Origin of the sequence: Flavobacterium anhuiense, from assembly GCF_900101855.1 — a bacterium.
Taxonomy (GTDB): Bacteria; Bacteroidota; Bacteroidia; order Flavobacteriales; family Flavobacteriaceae; genus Flavobacterium; species Flavobacterium anhuiense.
The window spans coordinates 438,712-464,581 of record NZ_FMVC01000003.1; the positions used below are offsets into that span (position 1 = coordinate 438,712).

Sequence of the window (25,870 nt, forward strand, 5' to 3'; positions counted from 1 at the left end):
GAGAGGGATTTTTACCGCAATCCCGATAGCTATCGGGATTGCGAACTTTGCGGTTAAATAAGCAGTTAGCAAAAAAAATCAGGTATAGTATGTTATCACTATCCTGATTTATATAATTCTTCTATGGCTAATTCTAATTCTCTAATTTCAAATAATTACCATCAAAACTAATCACGACTTTTTCAAATTGGCCGAGAACATCCTGACCGATATTCCCATAGTTTACTTCGCCATAAACGCCATAATCCTTTGGAGCAATTTCCATTTTTGGAAGCTGAATTGTTTTATTTCCGAGTGATATTGGCTGATCTTTTAAAACCAAAACTTCAGTCGAAACAACTTCTGCACCAGCACTGGAAGATTTTGTCGTTTCTAAAGTGCCTATAGAATCCAGATCCGTTTTGAATGTTTCGTAAAATGCTTTGTTAAACAAACTTACTTTTGCACCGCTGTCAAAGTTAAACGGCAAGGTTTTGTTTTTATACTTCAACATTACAATCGCTCTGAGTTCGTCGACAAACAAGTTTTTTTCGTTTGCACTTGATTCTGATTCTTTAGAAAACGTCAATTTATCTTTTTCAAAAGTGATTGTTCCTAATTCTTTTATTATCGGAAAACCAATAATTCCGTTAATCACATACGCTCCATCTGCAAAAGTAAAAGCCTTATCTGGATATACTAAAAACACTGCGTTATGAATTTTCAGTTCTCCTAAATTAATCTCCGACGCAACACCAATACGAACTTTATTCTTCTGTCCTGTAAAACTCTCCACCGAAATATTATGGTCTGGAAGAATTTTAATTCCCATTTTTTTCGCTATGCTTTCTGTAATACAGCTAATTCCTGCCCCCGTATCAAAAACAAAATGAGAGACAGTGTCCTTTGCTTTAACCTCTGTTGTAATCAAACCCGCTTTGTCTTTTACAGCAGCAACAGTAATTTTAGTAAATTTATCTATAGATTGTGGCCTAGTACCTCTAAGCGTCTTCCAAATTTGCTGCGTGTTTATTTCATCCTGAAGTTCTTCTTTGGTAAAATGCTGCTGAAATTTCATCGTTAAAACCTTAGAAGCCATATAAGCCGAATTGTAACTAAAGAGTTTGATATAATTATCATCTTTCAATTTGGCAAATTCATACGTATTTATAAGTTCATTGTTTTTCAAACTGTCCAAATACTGATTTGATAACTTTGGCTTGTTACACACATTGGCATATAATCCTTTATAGAAATAATAATCTTTACCCTTTTCTTTGCTGTTAAGACTGTCCATTTTAGCAAACTGATGCTGTTTACTCAGCTGTTTTAAAATAGAATCCGATTTTGTCTGCCCCAATAGTATTTGCACCGCAAACAAAAGGCCAAGTAAAAATTTATTAGAATTCATTTATCTGATTTTTTGAATGTTAAATATAAGGAAAATCCGAAAAAAAATTAGAGTTTAAAATTCCTATTCTTTGTATTAAAATTAGAATTAAAAAAAAATCAGGTCTAACATTTCTGTCCTTCCTGATTTTTTTTTGAATTAATTAACCTTTACACTTATTTATCTTCTTCCTCTAAAACCTCCGCCGCCTCTAAAACCGCCACCGCCGAAGCCGCCTCCATTAAATCCGCCACCACTTCTTTGGATATTCTGAAAGTTTCGAGTTTGCATTTCGCCGCGATCTCTTGAAAAAGCGGATCGGTCTAGATCACGTGTAACATCAGGATGACCTGCCTCTCCAAGCGGTTTATTTGGTTGTCCAAGCGTTTGATCTGCTTTAGGGAAATTATCCCTCTGAATTCCGTCTCCCATTCGAGTTTCACCTCCTAGGTTTTGGTTGTCGCGCTGCATACGTTCTCCAGCTCCATTTGCACCAAGTCCTTGATTATCGCGTTGAATTCTCTCTCCTGCACCATTGGCACCAAGTCCTTGATTAGGTCTGTCACGCTGAATCCTCTCTCCAGCTCCGTTTGCGCCAAGCCTTTGGTTAGCTCTATTCTGAATTCCTTCACCCGCTTTTTTAGACGAACCCAAAGTTCCTGCTTGCGTCCAGCCGCCGTTTCCGTTATTATAATGGCTCCAGTTTCCGTTGGCATCTCTTTTATAGACATGTCCATCGTGACCAGCATACACATTATTATTAGTGTGAATTGTTGTTCCTCCGCCTCTTCTATGCGTAATTACACCTTTTTTTCCGCTCGAAGTTTCATAACCAATTGCCGTTCCGCGTCGCGTTGTAATGTGTCCTGTTTGCGCCCACTGATTTCCGTTTGTAGCTGCAGAATGTCCCCATTGTGCATACGCATTATGCCCTTGATTGGTTCTCGCATAATTTCCAGTCCACGGATTATACGTGCTTGCAGCCGTGCGTCCGCCATACCAGCCTTGCACACTTGCAGAACGCCCATATCTTCCCGTTGCAGGATTATACCAAGCCGAAGTTCCAGCTGCACCATAAGGCCCATAAACACGTCTTCCAGCGGCATAACCTCCCGTCCACGGATTATAAACGGCTCCTCCTCCATACGCATAAGGCCACGGACGATAAATCGGATACAGTCCGCCGTAATACACATAAGGCGGATAATACCATCCAGTTCCATAAGTCAAGATAGCGCCAAAAGTTGCGCCAATAATAAAAGCACCCAAATAACCTGCTGTTGCACTGCTTTCAACCGTTGTGTCGGTTGTGGTTTGCGTTACATACGTAACATTATACACTGGTGAACTTGGCGGAATCGTATAAATTTCTTTCGGAACCGAATCGCATGTTTTCCAAGGTCCGTTCGGACTTGTCGACATAAACCAAACCGCTTGAAAACACAAATAATACAAATCGCCCACTTTTATAATCTTCTCTTGCGTGTTGCTTGCATATTGCATTTTCGTTCCATCGATAGGTTTAAACTGAGGTGTTCCGCCATCATACGATACTTTTACTTTTGACTCAGCATCCGATTTCTTTAAAATAGCTGTTGTCGGAACTTGCGATAACATAACAGCATCATTCGCTTCCTGAGTTCCTGGAACCGACGATAATACATTGGCACGCGGAGAATCTTTCGGAATTTTAGCAAAATCGGCCGGAAGACTATTACTGGCATAACTCCACGGTCCTGTTAGTTCTTTAGACTTAAACCATCTTCCAGACAATAATACATAGTACTGACCTTTATTTTCGTCAGCAAAAATATCATTCTCGGTATTGTCAATGTATAACAATTTAGTTCCTGGAATTTTAACAAACTTCGGGCTTCCGTTTATGGCAATCAATTCGGCTGGTTTATTGCTGTAGAAAACCTCGGGAGCTCCTCCAGAAGACGGAGGCGGAATCATTTTCTTAACATCATCAAAATTCTGTCCCGAAGGCAGATTGCTTAAACCTGAAGGCAGTTTGGTTGTTTTAGTCCATTTACCTGCGAGATTTTTCGAAGTTAGCCAGATATTCTCCACCAATACATAATAATCTTTTGTGGTTTTATCAAAAAACAAGTCCCAATTGGTATTTACCACATACTGAATATCCGTTTTTTCTACAGGCACCAAAACCGGTTCACCTTGCACAATAAGCAAAATGGACGGATTCGTACTGTAAAAAATTGTCGGAGGATCATTTTTAGCCGCGATTCCTTTTGGCGGACTTTTGGTATGACTTAAATCTGCCAAAATACGATCTACCGAAATAGGATCTCCGCTCTGAGGCAACGTTTCCTTAAACAGCTTTTCCATTTTAGGCACTTTCTTCTCGTCCAAAGCAGGAAATCGCACATCGGTTACCTGAAGATTTTTAATAAAAGCGCTTCGGTTGTCTTTGTCTACCAATGTTTCCGCTTTTAAAGAAGCCACGCCCAAAACCTGTTTTCCGTCTTTTGGAGTCAGCGAAAAAGCCACTCGTGCTGTCAATTCTTTAAAATCTTTCCAGTCATCTATCTGAGGCTGATAATAAACCAATTTTGTACCGTTGTTCTCCGCTTCGCGAGGCCAGCCACGATCGGCAATTAATGTAGAGTCGGCAGTTTCAGACTTTCCAGTTTCAGAACTTGACTGCTCCGTATCTTTATCTTTTTTGCAGGAGAACAAAATCGTACTCAAACAAACTGCAAGTAGTAGAAAAGCATTTCTCATAAATTTTAAGGTTAGATTATTCATTGAAAACTTTTTTCGATCGTCTTATCAAATTGATTCGTATAAAATTAAATTCACCGCATAAATAAAACTACAAATCAGCCTCTTACTTTGTTTCACATTATAATTTGAAACCAAATAAGTGCCTAAATGATTCTTCTTTTCTTGATTTAAGATTGTATTCTGCCACAATTAAAGTGAGCTAAAATGTCACATTGATATTGATTAGGAGCTATTTCCCGCTATCCGTTGCAATCTTTTGTGCTGAACCCCAGCACAAAAGGATTTCCACTTCTATCGGGGCTAGGGCACTCGGTTTCAAACGAAAGTTGTTGCAAAATAAACAAAACAAATAAATGCCCTATTCTATTATTTTTTTGTCTTTTAGAGATCATCGTTATTATTTCTCCCTATCTATATTTACCATAATACCGCACTAAAAATACTGCGCATATACCAGCAGTAAATCCAACTACATTTTAGAAATCCCACTATTCCCCTCTATATCAAAATAAAGGATCGCAAAATTATTGCATCAAATTAACCTTAAAACAAAGAGAATGAGTTTTCTAGCAAACTACAAATCAACGAAGAAAAATGTAACAGCATGAGCAAATTCCAATGCTCCTAATCAATAGAACTTACTGCCAAACAATCGGCTTTTGACGATGTCAAATTCTTAAAAAATAGATTTCAATTTAACCAATCAATACCTTATTTAAATTTCTAAAAAATGTCAAAATTCACAGAACAAGTACATATCACTATAGAAGGCTTTACCCAAAATGTTATCTATTACAATCTTGAGCTTTCTCAAAAAATGGCAGACCATCACCATTTTTCTTTCTTTTGGCAATACACAGGAAAACCTATTATTGCCTCACAAGATCAGGAGAAAGCTTTTAGCAATTACATTGGCAGCGAGGTAATTTTCACCTTTAAAGTAAACGGAATACGCTTAATGTCTAAAGGCAGAATTACAAAATTAGGTTCTATCGATCTGCACGGAAGCCCAGCTGGACTGCACGTAACAGGAACAAGCCATACAATTGCTCTTGATGATATGCCAAAATCCAGAATCTTTCGCGAGAAAAACTTACAACAGATTGTACTCGAAATTTTTGCAGAAGAAAATTCAGGAGAATTCTATCAGAGAGAAGCAATTGTGCCTACCTATACAAAAGAATTTAGTTTTAAGACTCAGTACAACGAAACAAGCTTTGATTTCCTTAAACGTCTTTCTGCACGTTATGCCCAATGGTTTTATTTTGACGGAATGCGTATGCAGTTTGGCCAAATTAAAAACACCGAAATAAAACTTATAAACGAATCTTCACTGCATAATTTTAGCATCGAAGCCAATTTGGTTTCACATAAAACTTCGTTCAGCAGTTATGACTACAATAGCGCTTCTAATATAAAAAATGGTGCAGAAAAAACCTCCGTAGGAAGTCAAGACCGATTTGCCACATTAGCCGTTTTTAAACAGCCTTATATTGTAAGACCCGGACTCGAAAACGGCGCATATACCAGCAATGCTCAAAATAAAGATGAAATTGATGAAATGGTAAAAATGCAGACCGCAGGACGCGATGCCAACAGCATATTTTATAGTGGCACCTCCTATCTGCCAATAGGTTTGGGACAGACTTTCTCTATTGAAAATAAAAACGTAGAGCATCATCTACTGGCAGTTGAAATTATTCACTGCTCTGAGGTAAACGGAAATTACACCTGTAAATTTAAAGCCATTCCCGCCGATGTGGCAGCGCCGCACTACACAGACGTAACTGCATTTGCTCCTGCTGAAAGCCAGTCTGCAATAGTAATTGACAATAATGATCCCGAAAAAATGGGACGCATAAAAGTGGATTTCTTCTGGAATGGCTGGGCAACTAAAAGCGATTGGATGCGTGTTGTACAGCCTTACTCTGGCTCTGGAAAAGGGCTATATTTTAGACCCGAAATTGGCGAAGAAGTTCAAGTAAGTTTTGAAGCCAACAATGCAGAACGCCCGTATATTTCTGGCACCTTTTATAACGGAAAAGAAATGCCCGATTTCTTTGATACAAAAAACCAAATTAAAGGCTGGAAACTCCCTTTTGGGCAGCTTTTCAAGTTTATCGAAAAAGTGGGCATCTGTCTTTCTGACCCAAGTGGGAATGAGATTCAGCTAGATGAGGAAGGCAAAAATATGACATTGACAACTCTAGGAACTTTGACCCTTAATTGTAAAGATCTTATTATAAATGTAGGCAACAATATGGATACAAATGTTACAATAAATAAAACAGATATAATCGGAATAAATCATAGTGAAAGCATTGGTGGATTTAAAGAAATTGGAGTCGCTGGAGATTTTAATGCTGTAGTAGATGGAAAATATTCTGAACATATTAAGGGAAATCTTGAATCTAAAACTGATAAAGAGAGACATGAGATAGCAAAAGAAGGTTTTTATAATAATACAGAAGGCAATTTGAGTAAAAATGCTCAAAAAGAAATAAATAACAATAGCGGAGAGCAGACTACACAAAACTAAATTATGAGCAGAATAAGAATTGTTGGAGGCACTATTACTAAAAATTCAAGCGGAAATCATTATATGTATTCTGATGGGAACATAACATTTAATGCTACAGGTTTTATTCATGAAACGGCAGAGAGTCATACTTATGGCTTCCCTATAAATGCTCCAAAGCCAGAACTGCCAGCAAAATGCATTGTACATTTTAGACCAAAAAAGAATTGGCTAGGAGAAGATTATGGCTTTGACTGGATGAGAATTGGTGACAGTAATTTAATAAACGGACAGACTACTTTTGGAGATAACAACTATAAAAACATTGTAGCAAAACAATATACCGATAACACATTTGGAACATTAGTTACAGACCGAAACGAATGTTATGGTATTTTTAAAAATGACCAGATATTATACAATAAACTCACAAACATTTATGATGCCCACAACATACCGTGGAAAGAAATTGATGACGGCACAGGAAACTGTGTTCCCGAACAATATTATTGTTCTTGGCTTTCTATGTATCCAAATACAAAAGCAACTATTAGTTTGATTATAGATGTCGAAGAAGAACCAGATTTATTACGTTTTGAAGACAATAAATATTTTACAATTACACCAAAAGAAATTATCATAAAAGGTAAAGGAAAAAAAGCACTTGCGAATCATATAACAATAGAATGTTTGCAAGAGTTTAACAGTGACCAAAACATTATTATAAATGCTATAAAAGAAGATGAAAACTGCGTAGAGCAAAAATTGTTAGCAGGTAAATTAAATGTTTGGGCAAATAATAGTGCTAAACAAAAAAGAGCTAAGGTTTTGTTAGTTGAAGTTCTAACACCTGATTTTTCTGATCCTCTAAAAATCAAAAAAGGAAATTTATTAGGACAAAAAGAACTATTTGAAAATTATCTAAAACAAGCTTTAATAGAGACTGATGTAGCTATTACACAAGTTGATGTTTCGGCAGATCCTAAATTCCAGACAGGAGGGCACTATGTGGCAAATAGTCAAATAGTATCACACTATCCTGCTGGTTCCTACCCTACAGGTTTTTTAGCATTGGAAAATTATTTGTACGATAAAATAAAAACCAACCTTAAAACTATAGATCCCACAAGCGAAAATAAATACGATGATTATTATAAAGCTTTTTATTTTGGAGAAAGTGGAGGTCAGCTCAAGTCAAATGGGATGATTTCAGGATTAAATGGATATGCTACTGGTAAAAATGTAGTTTTATTTTTGACCAAGAATGATCAGACTGCTGCTCATGAATTTTTGCATTCGTTCAATCTGCCACATTCTTTTACGAATGAAGAAGCAGATTCAGATGCAATTTTCACTTACAGATATGCAACAACAGAAAATATTCTAGATTATTCACACCATATACCTCAAACTAGATACTCCTTATGGAAGTGGCAGTGGCAAAAAGCAAATCAATCTTTAATATAAAACTATGAAAAGAAAATTTTTATTGTACTTATTACTTGGAATGCTAACTAGCTGTATAGCACAAAAAAAAAATAAAGAAAAACATAGCAATAAAGAAATTATGATACCAAAAATTGATAAAAATTTTGAAATATTTGATTTTTATTTTTTTGAAAAAAATAAAACAACCATCGACGGCTTAGATATGTTTAAATCAGAATCCGTATATAAAACTTTAGATAATGGAACTTTTATTGAGATAATCAAATCGAAGAATTATAGTTATTCAGAAACTCCATTAAATTCATTTTTTATGATTTCTAAAACTTATTTTCTAAACGGTAATATACAAAGTAAAGGTCTAGCTTTTAATTGGTCTAGTTTTTTAAAAGGTTTAAGATACGAATTTGACGAATCAGGAAATCTAATCAAAGAAACAGACTATGACAAGCATTACCAATTTACTTTTGAAGAAATTGTAAAATTCTGTGAAAACGAAAAAATTCCATTGCAAAAAGGTCCCATTTTACAGAATACTGGATATCATACTGTAATAAGAAGGAATTTTAATTGTGAGAATTCATGGTGGCAGATAGAATGGCTTAAAAAGCCAAATACTATAGAAATAATTACACTTGACGGTAATACAGGAAAAGTTTTAAAACGTCAGGAGGCAGATTACACTAACAATTAAATTCCTTTGTCAACACGAGCTGTCCGTTCGTCAACACAAAGCTTATATAACCCGAAAGGAATAAATGTTAAATCATTTAAAAGCAACTATTATGGATATATCGAAATATATTAGTTTACTTCTTTTTTGTTTTTTATTGAATAGCTGCCATAAAACTAAATATGTAAAAGATAATAGTTCTTTTTGGGGAATTTATTTGAAAGAATGGAATTCATCAAAATGTCCAAAAAAAATTGTTTACCAAAGTTATGTGAAGGATTCTAAATTTAAAATCCTAATTAAAAGTGATTCCGTTTTTAATATTGGGGGCTGTGAAAATAATAGCCAAAGAATATTTACACCTAATGTTTTTTATAGAGGTAAAATAAACTATGATATACGATTGATAATAGATGATAGTCTTGAATATAGAATTACAGGAGTTGAAAATAAAATAGATACAGTATTCTACTGTTGTGAAAGCCTTACTATAATGAATAATATATCATCATTAGTGATAAATGGACAAAATATAGACAACAAAAATGCACCTTTAAATATTGAAATTCCAACAAATCTTGGAAAAATTATAAAAAAGTAATGAGATAGATTTTAATGTATACTCGTGGGGAACCGATCCTTTTGGTCAATCAAGATACTTAAGAAAAACAATAACATCGAATCATTTTATGAATAATTACAATGGATATATTAAAGCTAAATAAAATGAAGAAGGTTATATTGTTTTTTTTGGTACTAACATTTACATTTTTCATTTTTCGATTCGTTTACTTTGCTGCTTCTGATTATATTAATTATAATAAATGCGAAAACAGCAAATTTGTAAGTTCTAACAATATAGTTATTAAATTTTCCAACTCTCAAATAAATGAAAATCTTAAAATACTAATCATTCAAAAAGAAGGTTTAAAAAAAATGATTAGATACCATAAAATAGATTCATTGTCAAAAAACAACTTGTCATATTGTTTAGAAGATAAAATATTAAAAACAGATACATTATTAATTAAATTGAGAGATAAAACAGTAAAAATTTATGATTTTAGAAGCCAAGGCTTCAGACAAAAATATGGTAAGAACAAAGGTGATTTTTTCTGCTATAATTATATTAAAATAAACAATATAGAATATTGTTTAGAATCTGACACAATTTATTTAACCTCTCGTGATTTATTACCTAATTATTGTTCAAAATAGATTTGAACAATAAAAGAATAAAATACGTTTTATTTAGATTTGAATTGGGGCTTTTTTGAATCCCCTGCTAGTGCGAGCGTCCCGCTCGTGAACGCAATGTAAATCAATTTTACCTAAATCGGCACGAGCGAGACGCTCGCGCCAGCATGAGCAGTACATGAAAGTTTAAAATCAACAGGATTCAAATCTGGAACAATGTTTTGGACCACTTTTAAAATTTAATAATTATGAAATATTATTTATATCTCCTTTTATTATCTATTATCCTTTTTTCGTGCAATAGTAAAATTGAAAAAAATGTGATTTTAAATTCACATGATTTATCAAAAGATACTCTATTTAGTCCAAAAAATAATTTGTTAGAAAAAAAATGTTTGGATCAAGTTAAGGGTTACAAAAACAAATATGGAATTATACTCTCAAATTATTATACAGACCAACCTATCCCTTTTGATTTTGACAATAATAAAACAGTAGATACAATTGTTGTTTTAAAACCTTATTACGAAAGCAATGAAGAAAATTGTTTTCCTAATAATTCAGAATTTGATTTCCCTATACTTTTGATAAGCAAAACCATAAATAAAAAGAGTGAAATTTTTAAAATTTATAAAAACGTTTTAAAATGTAATACTCCTGTTTATTACGAAGAAATAAAAATTAATAACAGTGGCTTTATTATTTCTAAAGATCTTATAGGGAATAGCGGTTTTTATACTAAAACATATATTTCATTTAATGCTAATGATTTTTATGTAGACAGCATAAATGTTGAGTCTTGGGGTTGGAAACAATACAAAAAAACATTAAAATTTACTGAGACAAATTTTCCCCTTTCTAACTACAAAAGAACAGATATTGACTCTATAAGAACCTTATTAGATAACAATAATCAATAAATAACCAATTTCAGTTTTAAAAATAGCCCAACATGTAAATTATGAGAATTGCAACATTCTTTTTCTGTCTTTTTCTTAATACATTAATTGCACAAAAGAATACACCTGACTTTATTCAAAAGGAGATAAAATCATGTAGAATAGCAATTAATGATTCTTTAAGTGTTTATCAAATTCATGAGAATCTCTTTAACAATGAAATTATTTTTGCTCTAAAAACTGAAAATGTAATTACCTCAGAATGCAATAAAAAGTCGTTAACAAAAAAGTTAATTGAAAAATTAAACTTTTCGCAAAATCCAATAGTGGAAATAAACAATTATGATGTTCAAAATATTGTTATCAAAGATTTTACGAATCTCATTCCCACTAAGATTGTAGCTACAAAGAGATTAAATTATACAAGTATTATAATCGAAATAAATAATTTTTCATATTCGACAGTAGGCACTGGATATCTATACATATGCTTTAAAATTGATCAGAAAGGAAAAGTAATTAAGAAAAAAATATTTGAATCAAAATTGTCTTTAAAAACAGATAGATTTAAGATGATTTTCTAAAACATAATAGAAATAGAAAACCTAATCCCCTGCTCGCAATACAAATTTAATCAAGATGCTCACGCCTTTTAGAAAACCAACTACAAAATAATGTGATTCTATCGTGTTTTGTATAAATTACAATTTAAGAATTGTACTACTTTTTATAATATCAAAACAACTTCTTTTTTAATATATTTGCAGTCCTAAAAGTAAAGTTATGATCTCAGAAAAAAAGTTTGCCCATGTGGTATGGTGGCGGTATTGGAAACAACCGCAACGCTCAACTTTACAGCGTAGGACACCTAAGTCACGTGGGTTTTATATTTCCTTAAAGTAAAGTTATGAGTACCAAAACCCTTTCAAAAGAAGCCGAAATCGGTTTAATGAATTTCTTCAACGACAGAATTGACCCACTCGATATGGCCAGAGCCATAAGACAGGTAAATCTAACCCTCGCATTGGGCGTTCTAAACGATCAAGAAAACATTCAGATCAACGCTGCCAAACTTGGAGACAGCTTCTATTGGCTCAATGAACTAGCCGAAATTTTAGATCCTTATCTGGATTTGGAGTAATAAGGTTTATTCTTTTTGAAAAAATTAAAACCCTTGGTCTTTTAGGAGATTGAGGGTTTTGTTTTTTTAACTTTAGATAAATACCGTAGAAATACTTGTTGTTTTAATTTTTAATAATTGGTATTCTTGCTAAAAAGAAATTTTCAATTATTACGGTTTTCCGTATAATTTCAAAATTTTAAAAATTGAAATTTGTTCCAAATAATTTTATTTATTCAATTTAAAACAAAACTATGCCTACAACAATACAAAATATTGAAGTCCTTCGAGAATATTTGACAGGTGTCCTAGACCGCGCTAATCATCATGCTCAAAATGTTAATCAAATTGCCCTAGCAATTGCTGGTGGAATTATTTGGAAAACAACTAATGATATTAAAGTAATGTCCCGAGACGGTGAAATGAAAAATGTATTATGGCTACAAGTCAATAACAAAAAGCTTTGTTTTGTATATAACCACAATAATTCAAGTATAGAGGTTCGAGATGGAAGTATTCAAGGAAAAGTACTTGCATTATTTAATAATAGCACTCCCTTATCCAATGTTAAATCCTTTTTCGAATTTTTATAGACAGAAAAAAATTATAATTAAAATAGTATTTATTCATTTCTCAGGTATTCCTAAGTATAAAATAGCTTTATAATCTTTGATATATACAAATTTTCAAAATATTTTATTAGCGCATTTCCGTTTTTTCTCATTAAAAAATTAATATTTTTTTTCAATATCTTAGCACAAATTAAATCTGATAATAATATTTTTTTAAGAATTAGAATAATTAGAATAAATCAATTGTTGTTTTTTTTAATATACTTTTTTACTTAACAAATAGGTTAATAAATTTCAAAGTAGCACTCAGATAATAAAACCATAACTAAATGAATGAAAAAAATATAAGAGAACAATTATCAAAAACGCTAATCGATGATCCAAATAATTATAGCAGAATAATAGAGTTATCATCAAAACTAGCCAAATTTGATGAAGAAAATATTCGATTTAGTATTGATGCAGGAGTTATTGACAGACTTGGAAGTGAACTCGTTGCTAGGCAAGAAACAGCTGTTTCCGAATTAGTTAAAAATTCTTATGATGCTGATGCGACAAGAGTAAACATTAAATTTGAGAATTCAGATGAAATAGGAGGAACATTATACATTGAAGACAATGGAACGGGTATGAATAGAGAACAATTAATAAATGGCTTTATGCGAATTTCATCAAGTTCTAAAATCCACAATCCAGTTTCAGATTTATATAATCGTAAGAGAGCTGGGCAAAAAGGTATAGGTAGATTTGCCGTACAGCGTCTAGCCGAAAAACTTACAATTACAACACAAACAGAATCGGATAATATAGCTTTAGTTTTGTCTATTAATTGGAATGAGTATTCTAATGATCTTGATTTAAATACTATTACAAACAAAATATTCACAAAAAACAAAACAAAAGATAAAGGGACAATTTTAAAAATAGAAGGACTGAAAGATAAATGGTCAGAAGCTTCTATAAAACGAATTTATAAATATATTGGAGACATATTACAACCATTTCCTCTACCAGAAATCGAAGAGAGTCTAGAAAATGAATTTGAAAGAATAAATATCGACCCGGGTTTTAAAGTTTATTTTTCTAAAATTGTTAATGGCAGGCAAATTAATATTGTAGATGACAAAATGATGGTTTATAATTATGCTACAGCAATTATAAACGGGTGGGTTGATGAAAATGGTTACGGATTGTATTCCGTAGAAAGTAAGCAGTTTAATATTAATGAAATTACCGAATTAAGTTCAGATCCTGACGAGGACAATGTTCCATATAAGTACTTAAAAAAAGTAAAATTTAGAGCCTATTATTTTATCTATGCTGATGGTTTAGTTCCAAAAATGCAAGAAACTAGTATTAGAAAACTTGCAAGAACTCAAGGAGGAATTAGATTATATAGAAATGGTTTTAGAGTTCTACCATACGGTGAAGCTAATAATGATTGGCTAGGTTTAGATGAATCTGTAAAAAGAAGATCAATATTACCTGTTCATTCTAACTTAAATTTCTTCGGTTTTGTTGAACTAAAAGATAATGAAAATATCTTTAATGAAACATCTAGTAGAGAGGGATTAATAGAAACTGAAGCAGTAATTGAATTAAAAAATTTCGTCTATCGATCAATTTTATCATCTGTCATCAAGGTTGCTGAGATAAGAAATATTAAAATTGTTTCTGGGCAAAAACAAGATGAAGATGGTATCTATGAATCTGTAGAAGTAAGGATCAAAAACATTGCTTTTACGCTGGAAGAGCTTGACCGTGAATTAGAAAAGGAAACAGGAAATATTGAGGTACAGAAACGGAGAAAGAAAAAATTTGACCAAGTAAAAAGAGAAATTGCTGAATTACAGAAAGCACAAGAAGAAGAAAAGGAACAATTCCTAAAAGAAAGATCAATGTTGCGAGTCTTAAGTAGTGTAGGATTAACTATTGGACTATTTCTTCATGAAGTCAAAGACTATATTCTAAATATGGATAATAATGTGTCTTTTTTGATTGAAAAATTAAAAAATGATCAGATGATTCTACATAGATTAACATTACTTCAATCGAACATAGAATCATTTAATACCTATACTTCATATTTTGATTCAGTAATTTCACAAAATGTTTCGAGAAACATTAAACCTATCGATCTAAAAAAAACTATTAATAATTTCTGGAAAACTATTGAAAATGACCTAATTAAAAACAACATTAAATTAGAAGAGCCTGAGCTATTTGGGAATTATCTACTTACTTGTCCTATGCATCCATCTGAATGGTCCAGTATTCTGTTTAATTTATTTAGTAATTCGAAAAAAGCAATAAAGAGAAGCAATAATATAGGTAAAATAAATATTGAATGTGGAAAATTTGAAAATAAGCTGTATTTAAAATTTTCAGACTCAGGTGATGGAATTAAGGACGAAATTAAAGAACGTATTTTCGAAGAATTTTTTACTACTTCATCACCAAATTCAATTGACAAACTGGAAATAAATAATGAATTTACAGGAACAGGATTAGGACTTAAAATAGTAAAAGATATAATAACAAGCTATAGAGGAAAAATATTTGTTGACGAACCAAAAGAAAGTTTCTCAACAACAATTTATATAGAAATTCCAGCTGCAACAGAAAAAGAATTAGATAAATATGGATTATAAAATAATTTACATTGAAGATTTGGACGCCGATACAAGAGTTCTAACCCTTCAAAAAGACAACTTTAAAGTGGAAGCCATTAAACCTTCCAATAGCATTGATTCAATTATAAATGACATAAATCAAAAAAAACCTGATCTGATAATTTTAGATTATATTTTAACAGAAGGGTCTGATTTAAAATATTGTAATGCTCCGACTATTGCTTCGACACTAAGATCTTTAATTGCTACAGATGACTTTATAGAAAGACCAATAGTATTGATGTCAACGCAAGAAAAGATTATAGCATCTTACAAAAAAGATTATACTAGTCATGATTTATTTGACTATGCAATTACTAAAGAAAGTGCAACAAAACTAAATCCCGAAAAATTTATAAATAGGTGTATATCATTTATAAAATCATATCAAAAAATCAAAAAATCAAATTATGACATTGTATCAATTCTCGATACAAAACAGGAAATTTTACACTCAAAGTTGTTTGTCTATCTTAATGAAAATAATAAATCTTTATATGAATACAGTCGATTCATTTACGAACATTTAATCCGATGTTCAGGTTTATTAATTGGTGAAGATATTTTATCAGCCCGTCTAGGAATCTCTAAAGATTCTAAAGATTGGAACAATTTATTAGAATCTTTAGAAAACTATAAATACAAAGGGATTTTCTCAGATTCATATAATAGATGGTGGATGCCTTTGATTGAAAATTGGTGGAAAGATAAAATAGGAGCAAATTATTCTTTAAGACATTACAATGCAGAAGAAAGAACAAAAATATTAACTAAAAAATTGAATCTTAAGCTTAAAACGGTAAATACATCCAAAAATAATTATAGTACTAACTATTGGGTAATATGTAAAGAAACAAAATTGCCTTTAGATCCCTTTGATGGAATCGAATTATTAGATGAAGAATTTAAAGCTTGGCAAGATAAAGATTATGTTTCAATTGATGGATATTTAAGTGATATTGAAAAATACAGTAAGCTTGTTAGCGAAATTGATAGAAAAGAAATGAGAACTTATAAATAATAGACATGAATTTTTTCCAAAAATGGCTATCTAAAAAAGATAAAAAAACTGAGTTATGGAAAAATCAGTCTTATATAAAAGATTTAGAAATTCTATTAACTTTAATAAAAAGGTATGAAATAGATGGTAATTTTAAAGCCATCGAGGATGTTATAGATGTTCTACGAAGAAAAGACTTCGTAGATTATGAATTTTCAAATTTAGAATTTTATATCAATGGAAACATGGTCGGAACTTTACCTGATGATGTAGATCTAAATTATTGTATTGTAAAATTTGACAATAAAGTAGCTTTAACTAATCCTATCGAAAAAAATATAGATTCTCTTCATATTTATACATTAGACCTTAAAATTGAACTATACAAATCTCGAAAAAATAAACAAGATCCAAAGTACAGTTCTTGGCATCTGGATAAAGAAAGAAACCCTGAAAACTGCAAGTACACACATCCATATTATCATTTTCAGTTTGGCGGAAAAAAGCTTGAATATCTAGAGCCAAATCTAGGTGTTTTAAGTAGTCCGCGTATTCCTCATCCTCCAATGGATATTATACTTGCATTTCATTTTATTATTAATAATTTTTACAATAATAAAAGTTTTAAATTTGTAAAAAAAATATTGAATGATCACGATTACCAAACAATCCTAAGTAATTCTCAAAAAAGAATATGGGATGAGTATTTTAAAGCATTTCAAGCAAAGAATACACATGAGGATTATAACTTCAGTAAAGTTTTCCCTCTATACGTAAATTAATGGATAAAAAAATCATAGATTACCTTAATAATTGTACACATCAAGAAACTAATATTAATAAAATATTAGTTTCTGCGTTTTTACATACAAATGAAATAACAAAAGTCAAGAATATTTTCATATCTAATTTCATTATTGACTCAAATGAAAGCAAAGAATATGAACAATTACTAAATTTTGTTAATCTTTATAAACATCCTATATCTATAGAACAGTTATTAAACATTTTTGAGTTTGTTATATCTCCCGAAGATAAAAAAGTCAATGGTGCCGTGTTCACTCCTTTATATATAAGAGAGTATATAATTACTCAATGCCTTAATAAATACCTAACTTTTGAAAAAAAAATAACTGATGTTAAATTTGGTGATATAGCATGTGGCTGTGGTGGCTTTTTTAAAACTATAGTTGATATAATTAAATTGCGTACGGACAAAAGTTATTATGATATATTTAAAGATAATATTTTTGGAGTGGACATTCAATATTATAGTATTGAACGTACTAAGATATTGCTAATTCTTCACGCTATAATAAATGGAGAAGACCGAACCAATTTTGACTTTAATCTTTATCAAGGCAATTCATTAAGCTTTAATTGGAGCTTAATTTCAGAAATCCAACAAAATGGTGGTTTTGATATTATCGTAGGTAATCCCCCTTATGTAGGCGCTTCAAAAATTGATAGTGATACAAAATTATTACTTAAAAAATGGAGCGTTTCAGATTCTGGAAAATCAGATTTATATATACCTTTTTTCGAAATTGGCTTAGAAAATTTACATCATAAAGGAATATTGGGGTATATTACTGTCAACACATTTTATAAAAGCCTAAATGGAAGATCAGTAAGAAATTATTTTTCTACGAATAAATTTGATTTAAGCATAATAGATTTTGGAGGAGAACAAATATTTAAAAAAAGATCTACATACACATGTATATGCATTATAGGAAAAAAACAAACGGATTGCATAAATTATATTAAGTCAAAAAGCACAAATATCAAATCAATAACTGAATCTGATTATATAAACATTTCCTATTCAGATTTAAATGATGTAGAAGGTTGGTATTTAGTTGACAAAAGAACAAGAGAAATAATTTCTAATATCGAAAAAAATGGAAGACCGCTAGGTAAAAAGTATGAAATACGTAATGGATTTGCTACTCTAAAAAACAATATTTATCTTTTTACTCCCATAAAAGAAACTGAAGAGTTCTTTTTTTTTATAAAAGATAACAAAGAATATAAAATTGAAAAATCAATATGTAGAAATGCTATTAAACCAAATACTTTAAAGCTAGAATCCGAAATTGCAAAACATACAGAAAAATTAATTTTCCCTTATGATATATCAATCGAGAGCAATGATTTAAATAAAAAAAAACTAAATATTATTGAAAAGAAAACGCTTAAATCTAATTACCCACTAACATATAAATATTTATTAAATTACAAGAAGATATTATCTGAAAGAGATAAAGGAAATCGAGATTATGAAGAATGGTATGCGTTTGGAAGGAATCAAGCTTTACTTATTTCTGGTTATAAATTATTATTACCGTACATCACAAATGCACCTTGCTTTGTATATACCGATGATCAAGATCTATTATTTTACAATGGATATGCTATTTTTTCAGACTTGTCTGATGACTTAAATATTTTGCAGAAAATTCTAATGTCAAAAGTTTTTTGGTTTTATATAACTAATACTAGTAAACCATATTCTGGTAATTATTTTTCAGTTGCAAAAAATTACATTAAAAATTTTGGGCTTTTTGAAATGACTGATGAAGAAAAAAAGTTTCTACTAAATTTAGAAGATAAAAACGATATTGAAAATTTTATTCTAAAAAAATATAATTTAAAAAGAAAAGATATTCTTTTTTAAAACTTGAATTAAAAGAGCCTGCATTCCCTTACAAGCTCTTTTTTCATTTCAAAAACAAACTAAAAAATCATCCCACCCCACCATCCATAATAACATCAACTCCATTCATAAACACCACAGCTTCAAAATCATTTTAAGTCAAATCTCCTACCCTTCCCATTTCCTTGAGCAAAACTTTCTATACTATAAATCTTCACTTTACAAAACAATATAAATTATTTTTATAACTACTAAAAATTATTAATTTGACTAATAAAACCTTTCCCTATACCTTTGTCTCATCAAAATCAAAGAAATGATTTGAACATCTTAAAAAATAACTTAAAAAATAAAAATCATGAAATTTACAAGAAGAGCAAACGCAAACTGGAAAGGTACAGGAATGGAAGGAAAAGGAACCATTAGTACACAAAGCACGACTTTAGATAATGCACAATTGTCTTTTAAAACTCGTTTTGAGCAAGGTGTTGGAACCAACCCTGAGGAATTAATCGCAGCGGCACATTCTGGCTGTTTTACCATGCAGTTAAGCTTTTTATTGTCTGAAGCTGGTTTTGTTCCAGAAGATTTAGACACAACGGCTAAAGTAACTTTTGAAGACGGAACTATCACTTTAATTGCTTTAGAACTTACAGGAAAAGTTCCCGGAATTTCTGAAGAAGATTTTCAGCAAACCGCTCAAAAAGCAAAAGAGATTTGTCCTATTTCTAAATTGCTAAATACGGAGATTACTTTATCAGTTACACTTAATTAAATTCCAATTCTTTAAATTGCTTCGCCCGTTCGCTATCGCTCGGGTCCAAATTCCAAAACTTTGTGGAGTTTCTTGCGGAGATTTGCTTCGCCTGTTCGCTATCGCTCGGGTTCAAATTCCAACTCTCGGTGGAAAATTGGAATTTGGGATTTCAAAATTGGAATTTGTTTTAATTCTAAAATCAACAATCTAAAATCTAAAATTTAATAAAAATGAAAACACTATATAAAAGCTATTTAGCATTCGCAGCAATAATCTTTAGTTTATTACTTACATCAGTTCAGGTAAACGCACAAAAAACAGCTCCAAAAATTAAAAACGTAGTATTGGTACATGGCGCTTTTGCAGACGGTTCGGGATGGAAAGGTTTGTATCAGGTTTTAACTAAAAAAGGCTATAATGTAACGATCGTTCAGAATCCGTTGAGCTCTTTAGAAGACGATGTAAAAGCAACCAATTTGGCTTTGGACAAACAAGACGGACCAACAATTTTGGTCGGACATTCTTGGGGAGGAACTGTAATCACAGAGGCTGGAAATCACCCGAAAGTGGCGGCATTGGTTTACGTTGCGGCTTTACAGCCTGATAATGGCGAAAATTCGGTTCAATGGTTGCAAACTGCGCCTCCAGCTCCTGAAAATGGTGTATTGAATCCAGACGATAAAGGAATCGCTTATTATGATAAAGCTAAATTCCACGCTGGTTTTGCAGGAGATTTAAGTAAAGAAGACGCTGACTTTATGTTTGCTTCGCAAGGTGCTTTTTATGCTCAGGGCTTTTTAACTCCAATTACAAAAGCAGCCTGGAGAACTAAACCTTCGTACGGAATTGTAGCAACTGAGGATAAAAGTATTGTTCCGAGCATTCAGCACGCTATGTACAAACGTTCGAACACTAAAATAACTGAAATTAAAGGAAGCCATGTGGTGTTTATTTCTCAGCCTGAGAAAGTGGCGAATGTGATTGTGGAAGCATCTAAAAATTAAATTCCAATATTTTAAATTCCAAATTCCAATGAATTGGGAGAAATTTCAAATAAAAATTCCAAATTCCAATTACTGTATAGCTTGGAATTTGGAATTTTTATTTTGGAATTTAAGTCAACTTACTTATTGCTTTAACAAAATAAGGAGAATCGTTCCAGCGGATTTTTCTGTAACTGAAATCTTTTTTGAGCGATTCGGGAAGGCAGTTCCAGATGGCTTCGTTCATTTTTTCGAGCAATAATTTCTTGGAGAAGGAATCGGAAACTACTAGGCTGATTTCTCTTACGGGAACGGGTTCTTTAAAAGGTTTAAAAAGTGCGCCCGTTTCGTTTAAAGTCGAAAGCTTCGGAATAATCGCAAATCCTAAATGCGCTCGAACCAGATTTTTTAAGGTTTCTATAGAATTGATATCGTAGGTAAACTGCTCTTTTATTTTGTCTGACGTTTTTAGTCCGCAGATGTCTAATAATTGTGCATTGTAGCAGTATTCGTGATGCAGGAGCAATAATTCGGTTTTGTCGCCGGGCTGCATTTCGTAAAATTCTTCATTCGCCATTGGATGCGTCTGATTTAAATAGGCTACAAACGGCTCTTTAAAAACAACATGCTCAATTAAATTCGGATTTCCTGTTGGGGTTGCCATAATCGCGACATCGATAGCTCCCGTTTCGAGATCTTTCATTAAATGTCCGGTATAACCTTCTTTAATAATAAAATGCACTTTTGGCGCCGCTTCTTTCATAGCCTGAATAAAAAGCGGAATCAGATAAGGCGATAAAGTCGAAATAATACCGAGCTTCAACTCTCCTTCCAAAAGATTTTTTTCGTTGATTACAAAATCACGAATTTCATCTACTTCACGAAGAATCTTTTTGGCTTTGTTGATGATTTCAATTCCTAAAACCGTTGGCGTTAACGGAACTTTGTTTCGATCAAAAATCTTGATTCCGATTTCTTCTTCCAGATTTTTTAACTGAATTGTAAGTCCAGGCTGTGTTACCATACAAACTTCGGCCGCTCTCGCAAAGTGGCGTTCTTCGTCTAAAGCTACAATATATTTTAACTGCTGAATGGTCATTCTTTTTGAGGTGCTAAGGTACTAAGATGCTAAGGTACTAAGTTGTTGAGTTTTTATAGTGAAAACTTTGTCAAAGTTTGAAACTTTGACAAAGTTCTTTCAAAACGCTAACATTATTTAGAATCAAAATAATTATCTTTTTTTTCATGAAAATCAAAATCCAAAACATCCAATTTATCGTACATAAATTAAACAGCTTTAGGAATGGAGTAAATGCAAATGGAGTAGTTTTTGGAGCATGTTGTATTTATCATTCTTAAATCGTGTTTTAAATTAAACTTACACGCCACAAAAAAAGCGATCTTAACCGATCGCTTTTGTTTTAAGTATTCGATAGGGAATTAGTGTTTCTTTCCGCAATCAAAAAAACTTAGAATCTCAGCATCTAAGCATCTCAGCGTCTTAACCTAAAACCATTCCGCCATCCATAATAACATCTGATCCAGTCATAAATATCGCGGCATCACTGCTTAAATGCGAAACCATTTTTGCGACATCTTCTGCCCTTCCCATTTGTTTTAATGGCACTTTTTCTACTACGACATCCATAATGCCTTTTACGGTGGTTTCGTCTAGGCCTACTTTGTTCATGACTTCGGTTTGAGTTGGTCCTGGGCTAACCGAATTGACACGAATCTTTCTTGGCGCTAATTCTAAAGCCGCCGATCTCATAAACGAGTTCAAAGCCGTTTTACTCGCCGAATAAACCGAAGATCCCGGACCTGGCATACTAGCAGTATTCGAAGAAAGAAATACTACCGAAGCGCCCTCTTTCAAAATCGGGATAAATTTGCTTAAAGTGAAAAAAGCGCCTTTTAGATTCACATTCATAATATTGTCGTACAACTCTTCTGTGGTTTGTTCGATAGTTCCTAAACCTGCAATTCCCGCATTGACAAACAAAATATCAACCAAACCGAAATCGGCTTTTACTTGAGTTGCCAGTTTTTCAATATCTGAAATATTCGATTGGTCTGCTGTGATGGCTGTAACATCTAGTTCTAAAGCTGCTTTTTCTATAGCTTCTTTTCTTCTTCCAGTAATAATTACGTTCGCGCCTTGTTCTTTTAATTGTTTGGCTGTTGCGTAACCTATTCCGCTGTTTCCGCCTGTTATAACGGCTGTTTTATTTTTAAGATTTTCCATCTTTTTGATTATTTAAAAATTATTTGGCAAATTTAAATTCAAAATGGTATAACTTTGTAACCAGTATCATGGAGTATACCAAACTAATTTTATTCTTCAATGTAAAAAAAATATAGCCACGAATTCACGAATTTATTTTTTACAATCTGCATGGAAAAATGTGATTAATTACACGAATTATATTGATTAATATTCAATCAATATAATTCATAAAGGAAAACTTTGAAAAAAAAATTCGTGCATTACTTCGTCTGTCCCTTCGGTCGAGTCGTGGCGAAAAAAAATTGAATACTATGGAAAGAAATCAGAAAGAAGAAGTACAGGCGCTTCAGGACACGCTGCATGTTTTGGGCGGAAAATGGCGTTTGCCTATCATCAATTCAATCTGCAACGGAAATCATCGTTTCAGAGAAATCGAACGGAGTATTCCGGGAATTACGACACGCATGCTTTCGCGAGAGCTCAAAGAAATGGAATTGAATATGCTCATAAAAAGAACCGAAGATCGCGATGCCGAAATTCAGGTGAAATACGAATCGACGCCGTATTGCAAATCATTTGGTCCTGTGATTGAAGAAATGATCAAATGGGGAAAATCACATCGAGAGGAGATTATTCGAAATTCTTAAAATATTCTCCCACAGATTGCGCAGATTTTGCAGATTATACAAATCAAAAAAATCTGCTTTATCAGCTGAATCTGCGAGAAAAAAAAGAGAGACACTAAAATTGTTTTAAACACATAGAAACATAGTTGCAGATTGCGTATAAAAGGCGTTTCACTTTCATTAATTCACATAGTTACTATGTGTTAGAAACTAGTTTCTTTTTTTCTCTTTAAGGGTTAAAAAAAATCTATGCCTCTATGTGTTTAAAATTATTCGACAAGAAAGTTAAACTTTAAGCATTAAGGAAATAATCGCATCGCTCGGAAATCATTAGAAATTCCTAAAAAAAAGTCAATCCAAAGCTCCATCCTATCCATCCCAGAATATCTTTACTGTTATTTTTGATTATAGTAGAGTGCTTGGTGCGATCTTGAACAAATGTCGAAGTGTTTGCATTACCGTATTTATCTTGTTTCTCAGACCAATAAAAATTCAAAGAAGGACCTGCAGCTATTGCAACGCCTTTACACAATTGAAAAGAAAAAGAGGAATCAAATTTGGATAAGGAATTATAGATATCCCAATTTCCTAAATAAAGATACTGCGTACTAAATTCGGGATTAAAAGTGAAGCGTTTCCCTAACGGAATGTTCTTTCCTAATCCAATTCCAAAAGAAAAAAGATTTTCTTCGTCTTTTCGATCGCTTCTTCCCGCCATCAAAATAGTATACATTTTATGATCTCCTGTTTTTACAGCAAGATTTATATCTGAAATTTCGTTGCTTGTAACACTGATTTTTTTATAACCGCCTTTTTTAAAGTTTAAAAGACCAAAACTATAACCAGAAGGCGAATCTGTAATGTTGACTAATCCAAATTGGACTCCTTGTAATTCTTTAGCATAATTAAAAAGTCCCGTAATTTGAGCACCTCGCACGGTATCTTTTCCAATATTGCAAATTCCTGAAAGCTGTAATCCGTTTTGCGAACCTTTTACCGTGTTGCTAATTCCTGCAATTTGAAGTCCTTTTGAATCTTTATACACGTTGTTATAAATGCCGCTCATTTGCAAACCAATTTGCGAGCCTTTCACACTATTATGAATACCACTCATCTGCAATCCTCTTAAATTGCCAAAAACATTATTATAGATTCCGGCTAACTGCACTCCGTTTACAGATCCTCCAACGGTATTAAATATTCCTGCCATTTGAAGCGCATCAACATTCATACGGTTAATATTATAAAGTCCCGCCATTTCTAATCCGCGAACTCCTGCATTGTAACCTCCCAAAATATTTAAAGAAAAATTATTGACAATCTGCGTATTCAGCATTCCTCGCGTACTGATATTCGGAATTAATGAAGCCTGTACGGGAACTTTAGAAATAAATCCTCCCAGATTGAGCGATTGTATTTTTTGTTTGGAAGAAATGAAGAAACGGCCAATTCCTGATCTTTCAATTTCAGAAAAATCGCCATCAATATAATCCGTTTTATTCTTTTTGTCTCCCAACTGAATTTTAATTTCAGAGAGAAACACCATCGTCACCGTTTTATAATTCTCCTTAACGGCTGTCAGTTCTATGGCTTGGGGTGCATTTTTTAATCGAAGTTCAAAAAAACCCTCTTTATTGGTCAATGTAGACAGCAGTGCATTTTTCTCCAATACACTCACATTTTCAATACGATTGTTCGTTTTTGTATCTATAATATAACCGACTACAATTTGCTGTCCGTCACTCATAACGGTATTTTTCTCCAATACAAGAGCCAATTCTAAAGGAGCATAACGCACAATAATATATCCTGGAGATTCTTTATATTCATATTTGGCACCTAACAGCTGATCTAAAACTCCTTTTATAGTAGTATTATCAGCATGAATATTAACGATGCTATCTTTTACAGCCAGTTTGCCATAGTAGGCAAATCTAAAACTTCCTTTTTCTTCCATCAAGTCCAAAACATTGCTTAATGGCTTCTTGTCTGCATGAACAGATATTTCGTTTTCTAATATTGATTGGGCATTTACTTTAAAAAAGACGCTCGAAATGATAAAGAAAATGACTGTAAAAACAAGCTTTGTGTTACTTGGCATATAAAAGGAATATGATAATTTAATGAATTAAATCTTGATCCAATGATTGGGTTTTCAAAAATACCTCAATTCCTATATTTTCAATAAACATTTTTATAATTTTTCACTTCTTTTCTCTTTCGAACATGAAGCTACTTCTAATAAAAGTGTTCACAAATGGCATTAGCAGTATTACAACGATTTAGTTAAAAACAGCAATAATAAGCGTAATTTTTACACATAAAAAGTATCACAATAAAGACCAAAAGTGAACGATTTTACCCCTTATTTTTCAGCATTTTTCTCTAACTTAGCGGTCTACAT

At 32.2% G+C, this 25,870-nt stretch carries 21 protein-coding genes; 16 read left to right on the top strand and 5 right to left on the bottom strand.

The genetic code is table 11. From position 1 onward, the window contains the following. Positions 1 to 133: 133 nt before the first annotated feature. Both BLP44_RS09920 and BLP44_RS09925 read right to left on the bottom strand, forming a co-directional pair. Entirely contained in the window at positions 134 to 1,390 is a 1,257-nt protein-coding gene (locus BLP44_RS09920; protein WP_091132344.1) for a retropepsin-like aspartic protease, read from the bottom strand. A 159-nt stretch (positions 1,391 to 1,549) separates the two neighbouring features. Further along, on the bottom strand, positions 1,550 to 4,138 hold the full coding sequence (locus BLP44_RS09925) for a dermokine domain-containing protein (RefSeq protein WP_091132347.1): 2,589 nt from the start codon (positions 4,136 to 4,138) through the stop codon (positions 1,550 to 1,552). 709 nt (positions 4,139 to 4,847) lie between these two features. Here BLP44_RS09925 and BLP44_RS09930 point away from each other — a divergent pair. The 15 genes from BLP44_RS09930 to BLP44_RS10000 all read left to right on the top strand — a co-directional run bounded on the left by BLP44_RS09930 (position 4,848) and on the right by BLP44_RS10000 (position 20,634). Further along, positions 4,848 to 6,656 (top strand): type VI secretion system Vgr family protein, encoded by a 1,809-nt coding sequence (locus BLP44_RS09930; protein ID WP_091132351.1) that lies wholly within the window; start codon positions 4,848 to 4,850, stop codon positions 6,654 to 6,656. A gap of 3 nt (positions 6,657 to 6,659) precedes the next feature. Further along, positions 6,660 to 8,102, top strand: coding sequence for a hypothetical protein (locus BLP44_RS09935; RefSeq protein ID WP_091132355.1), 1,443 nt, complete (start codon positions 6,660 to 6,662; stop codon positions 8,100 to 8,102). A 4-nt stretch (positions 8,103 to 8,106) separates the two neighbouring features. After that, positions 8,107 to 8,775 (top strand): hypothetical protein, encoded by a 669-nt coding sequence (locus BLP44_RS09940; RefSeq protein WP_091132358.1) that lies wholly within the window; start codon positions 8,107 to 8,109, stop codon positions 8,773 to 8,775. Between the two features lie 91 nt (positions 8,776 to 8,866). Continuing rightward, on the top strand, positions 8,867 to 9,355 hold the full coding sequence (locus tag BLP44_RS09945) for a hypothetical protein (RefSeq protein ID WP_139159193.1): 489 nt from the start codon (positions 8,867 to 8,869) through the stop codon (positions 9,353 to 9,355). Positions 9,356 to 9,480: 125 nt separating this feature from the next. Then, positions 9,481 to 9,972 (top strand): hypothetical protein, encoded by a 492-nt coding sequence (locus BLP44_RS09950; protein ID WP_091132365.1) that lies wholly within the window; start codon positions 9,481 to 9,483, stop codon positions 9,970 to 9,972. Between the two features lie 227 nt (positions 9,973 to 10,199). Beyond that, positions 10,200 to 10,871: a hypothetical protein gene (locus tag BLP44_RS09955; RefSeq protein WP_091132368.1), complete on the top strand. Its 672-nt coding sequence runs from the start codon at positions 10,200 to 10,202 to the stop codon at positions 10,869 to 10,871. Between the two features lie 41 nt (positions 10,872 to 10,912). Then, complete coding sequence (locus BLP44_RS09960; protein ID WP_091132372.1) at positions 10,913 to 11,434, top strand: hypothetical protein; 522 nt, start codon at positions 10,913 to 10,915, stop codon at positions 11,432 to 11,434. Between the two features lie 323 nt (positions 11,435 to 11,757). Next, positions 11,758 to 11,991, top strand: a complete 234-nt coding sequence (locus tag BLP44_RS09965) for a hypothetical protein (protein WP_091132375.1) — start codon at positions 11,758 to 11,760, stop codon at positions 11,989 to 11,991. Between the two features lie 233 nt (positions 11,992 to 12,224). Further along, positions 12,225 to 12,563: a hypothetical protein gene (locus tag BLP44_RS09970; protein ID WP_091132378.1), complete on the top strand. Its 339-nt coding sequence runs from the start codon at positions 12,225 to 12,227 to the stop codon at positions 12,561 to 12,563. A gap of 308 nt (positions 12,564 to 12,871) precedes the next feature. Continuing rightward, positions 12,872 to 15,193, top strand: a complete 2,322-nt coding sequence (locus tag BLP44_RS09975; protein ID WP_091132382.1) for a sensor histidine kinase — start codon at positions 12,872 to 12,874, stop codon at positions 15,191 to 15,193. Beyond that, complete coding sequence (locus BLP44_RS09980; RefSeq protein ID WP_091132385.1) at positions 15,183 to 16,235, top strand: hypothetical protein; 1,053 nt, start codon at positions 15,183 to 15,185, stop codon at positions 16,233 to 16,235. Before BLP44_RS09975 ends, BLP44_RS09980 begins: the two co-directional genes overlap by 11 nt. 5 nt (positions 16,236 to 16,240) lie before the next feature. Next, positions 16,241 to 16,996 (top strand): hypothetical protein, encoded by a 756-nt coding sequence (locus BLP44_RS09985; RefSeq protein ID WP_091132388.1) that lies wholly within the window; start codon positions 16,241 to 16,243, stop codon positions 16,994 to 16,996. After that, a complete protein-coding gene (locus BLP44_RS09990; RefSeq protein ID WP_091132392.1) occupies positions 16,996 to 18,894 on the top strand; it encodes an Eco57I restriction-modification methylase domain-containing protein in 1,899 nt (632 codons plus the stop codon). The genes BLP44_RS09985 and BLP44_RS09990 overlap by 1 nt, the downstream gene beginning before the upstream one ends. 337 nt (positions 18,895 to 19,231) lie before the next feature. After that, positions 19,232 to 19,648 carry an OsmC family protein gene (locus BLP44_RS09995; RefSeq protein ID WP_091132395.1) on the top strand — a complete coding sequence of 139 codons (417 nt, stop codon included), beginning with the start codon at positions 19,232 to 19,234 and terminating at the stop codon, positions 19,646 to 19,648. A gap of 212 nt (positions 19,649 to 19,860) precedes the next feature. After that, a complete protein-coding gene (locus BLP44_RS10000; RefSeq protein WP_091132399.1) occupies positions 19,861 to 20,634 on the top strand; it encodes an alpha/beta hydrolase in 774 nt (257 codons plus the stop codon). 109 nt (positions 20,635 to 20,743) lie between these two features. Here the strand turns inward: BLP44_RS10000 and BLP44_RS10005 are convergent, their stop codons facing one another. Both BLP44_RS10005 and BLP44_RS10010 read right to left on the bottom strand, forming a co-directional pair. Continuing rightward, positions 20,744 to 21,712 (bottom strand): hydrogen peroxide-inducible genes activator, encoded by a 969-nt coding sequence (locus BLP44_RS10005; RefSeq protein WP_091132402.1) that lies wholly within the window; start codon positions 21,710 to 21,712, stop codon positions 20,744 to 20,746. Between the two features lie 402 nt (positions 21,713 to 22,114). Further along, a complete protein-coding gene (locus tag BLP44_RS10010; RefSeq protein ID WP_091132405.1) occupies positions 22,115 to 22,858 on the bottom strand; it encodes an SDR family oxidoreductase in 744 nt (247 codons plus the stop codon). 293 nt (positions 22,859 to 23,151) lie between these two features. Between BLP44_RS10010 and BLP44_RS10015 the strand changes: the two genes are divergently transcribed. After that, positions 23,152 to 23,487: a winged helix-turn-helix transcriptional regulator gene (locus BLP44_RS10015; protein WP_008463411.1), complete on the top strand. Its 336-nt coding sequence runs from the start codon at positions 23,152 to 23,154 to the stop codon at positions 23,485 to 23,487. A 319-nt stretch (positions 23,488 to 23,806) separates the two neighbouring features. Here the strand turns inward: BLP44_RS10015 and BLP44_RS10020 are convergent, their stop codons facing one another. Then, positions 23,807 to 25,567: a peptidase associated/transthyretin-like domain-containing protein gene (locus BLP44_RS10020; protein ID WP_091132409.1), complete on the bottom strand. Its 1,761-nt coding sequence runs from the start codon at positions 25,565 to 25,567 to the stop codon at positions 23,807 to 23,809. Between the last annotated feature and the right edge of the window lie 303 nt (positions 25,568 to 25,870).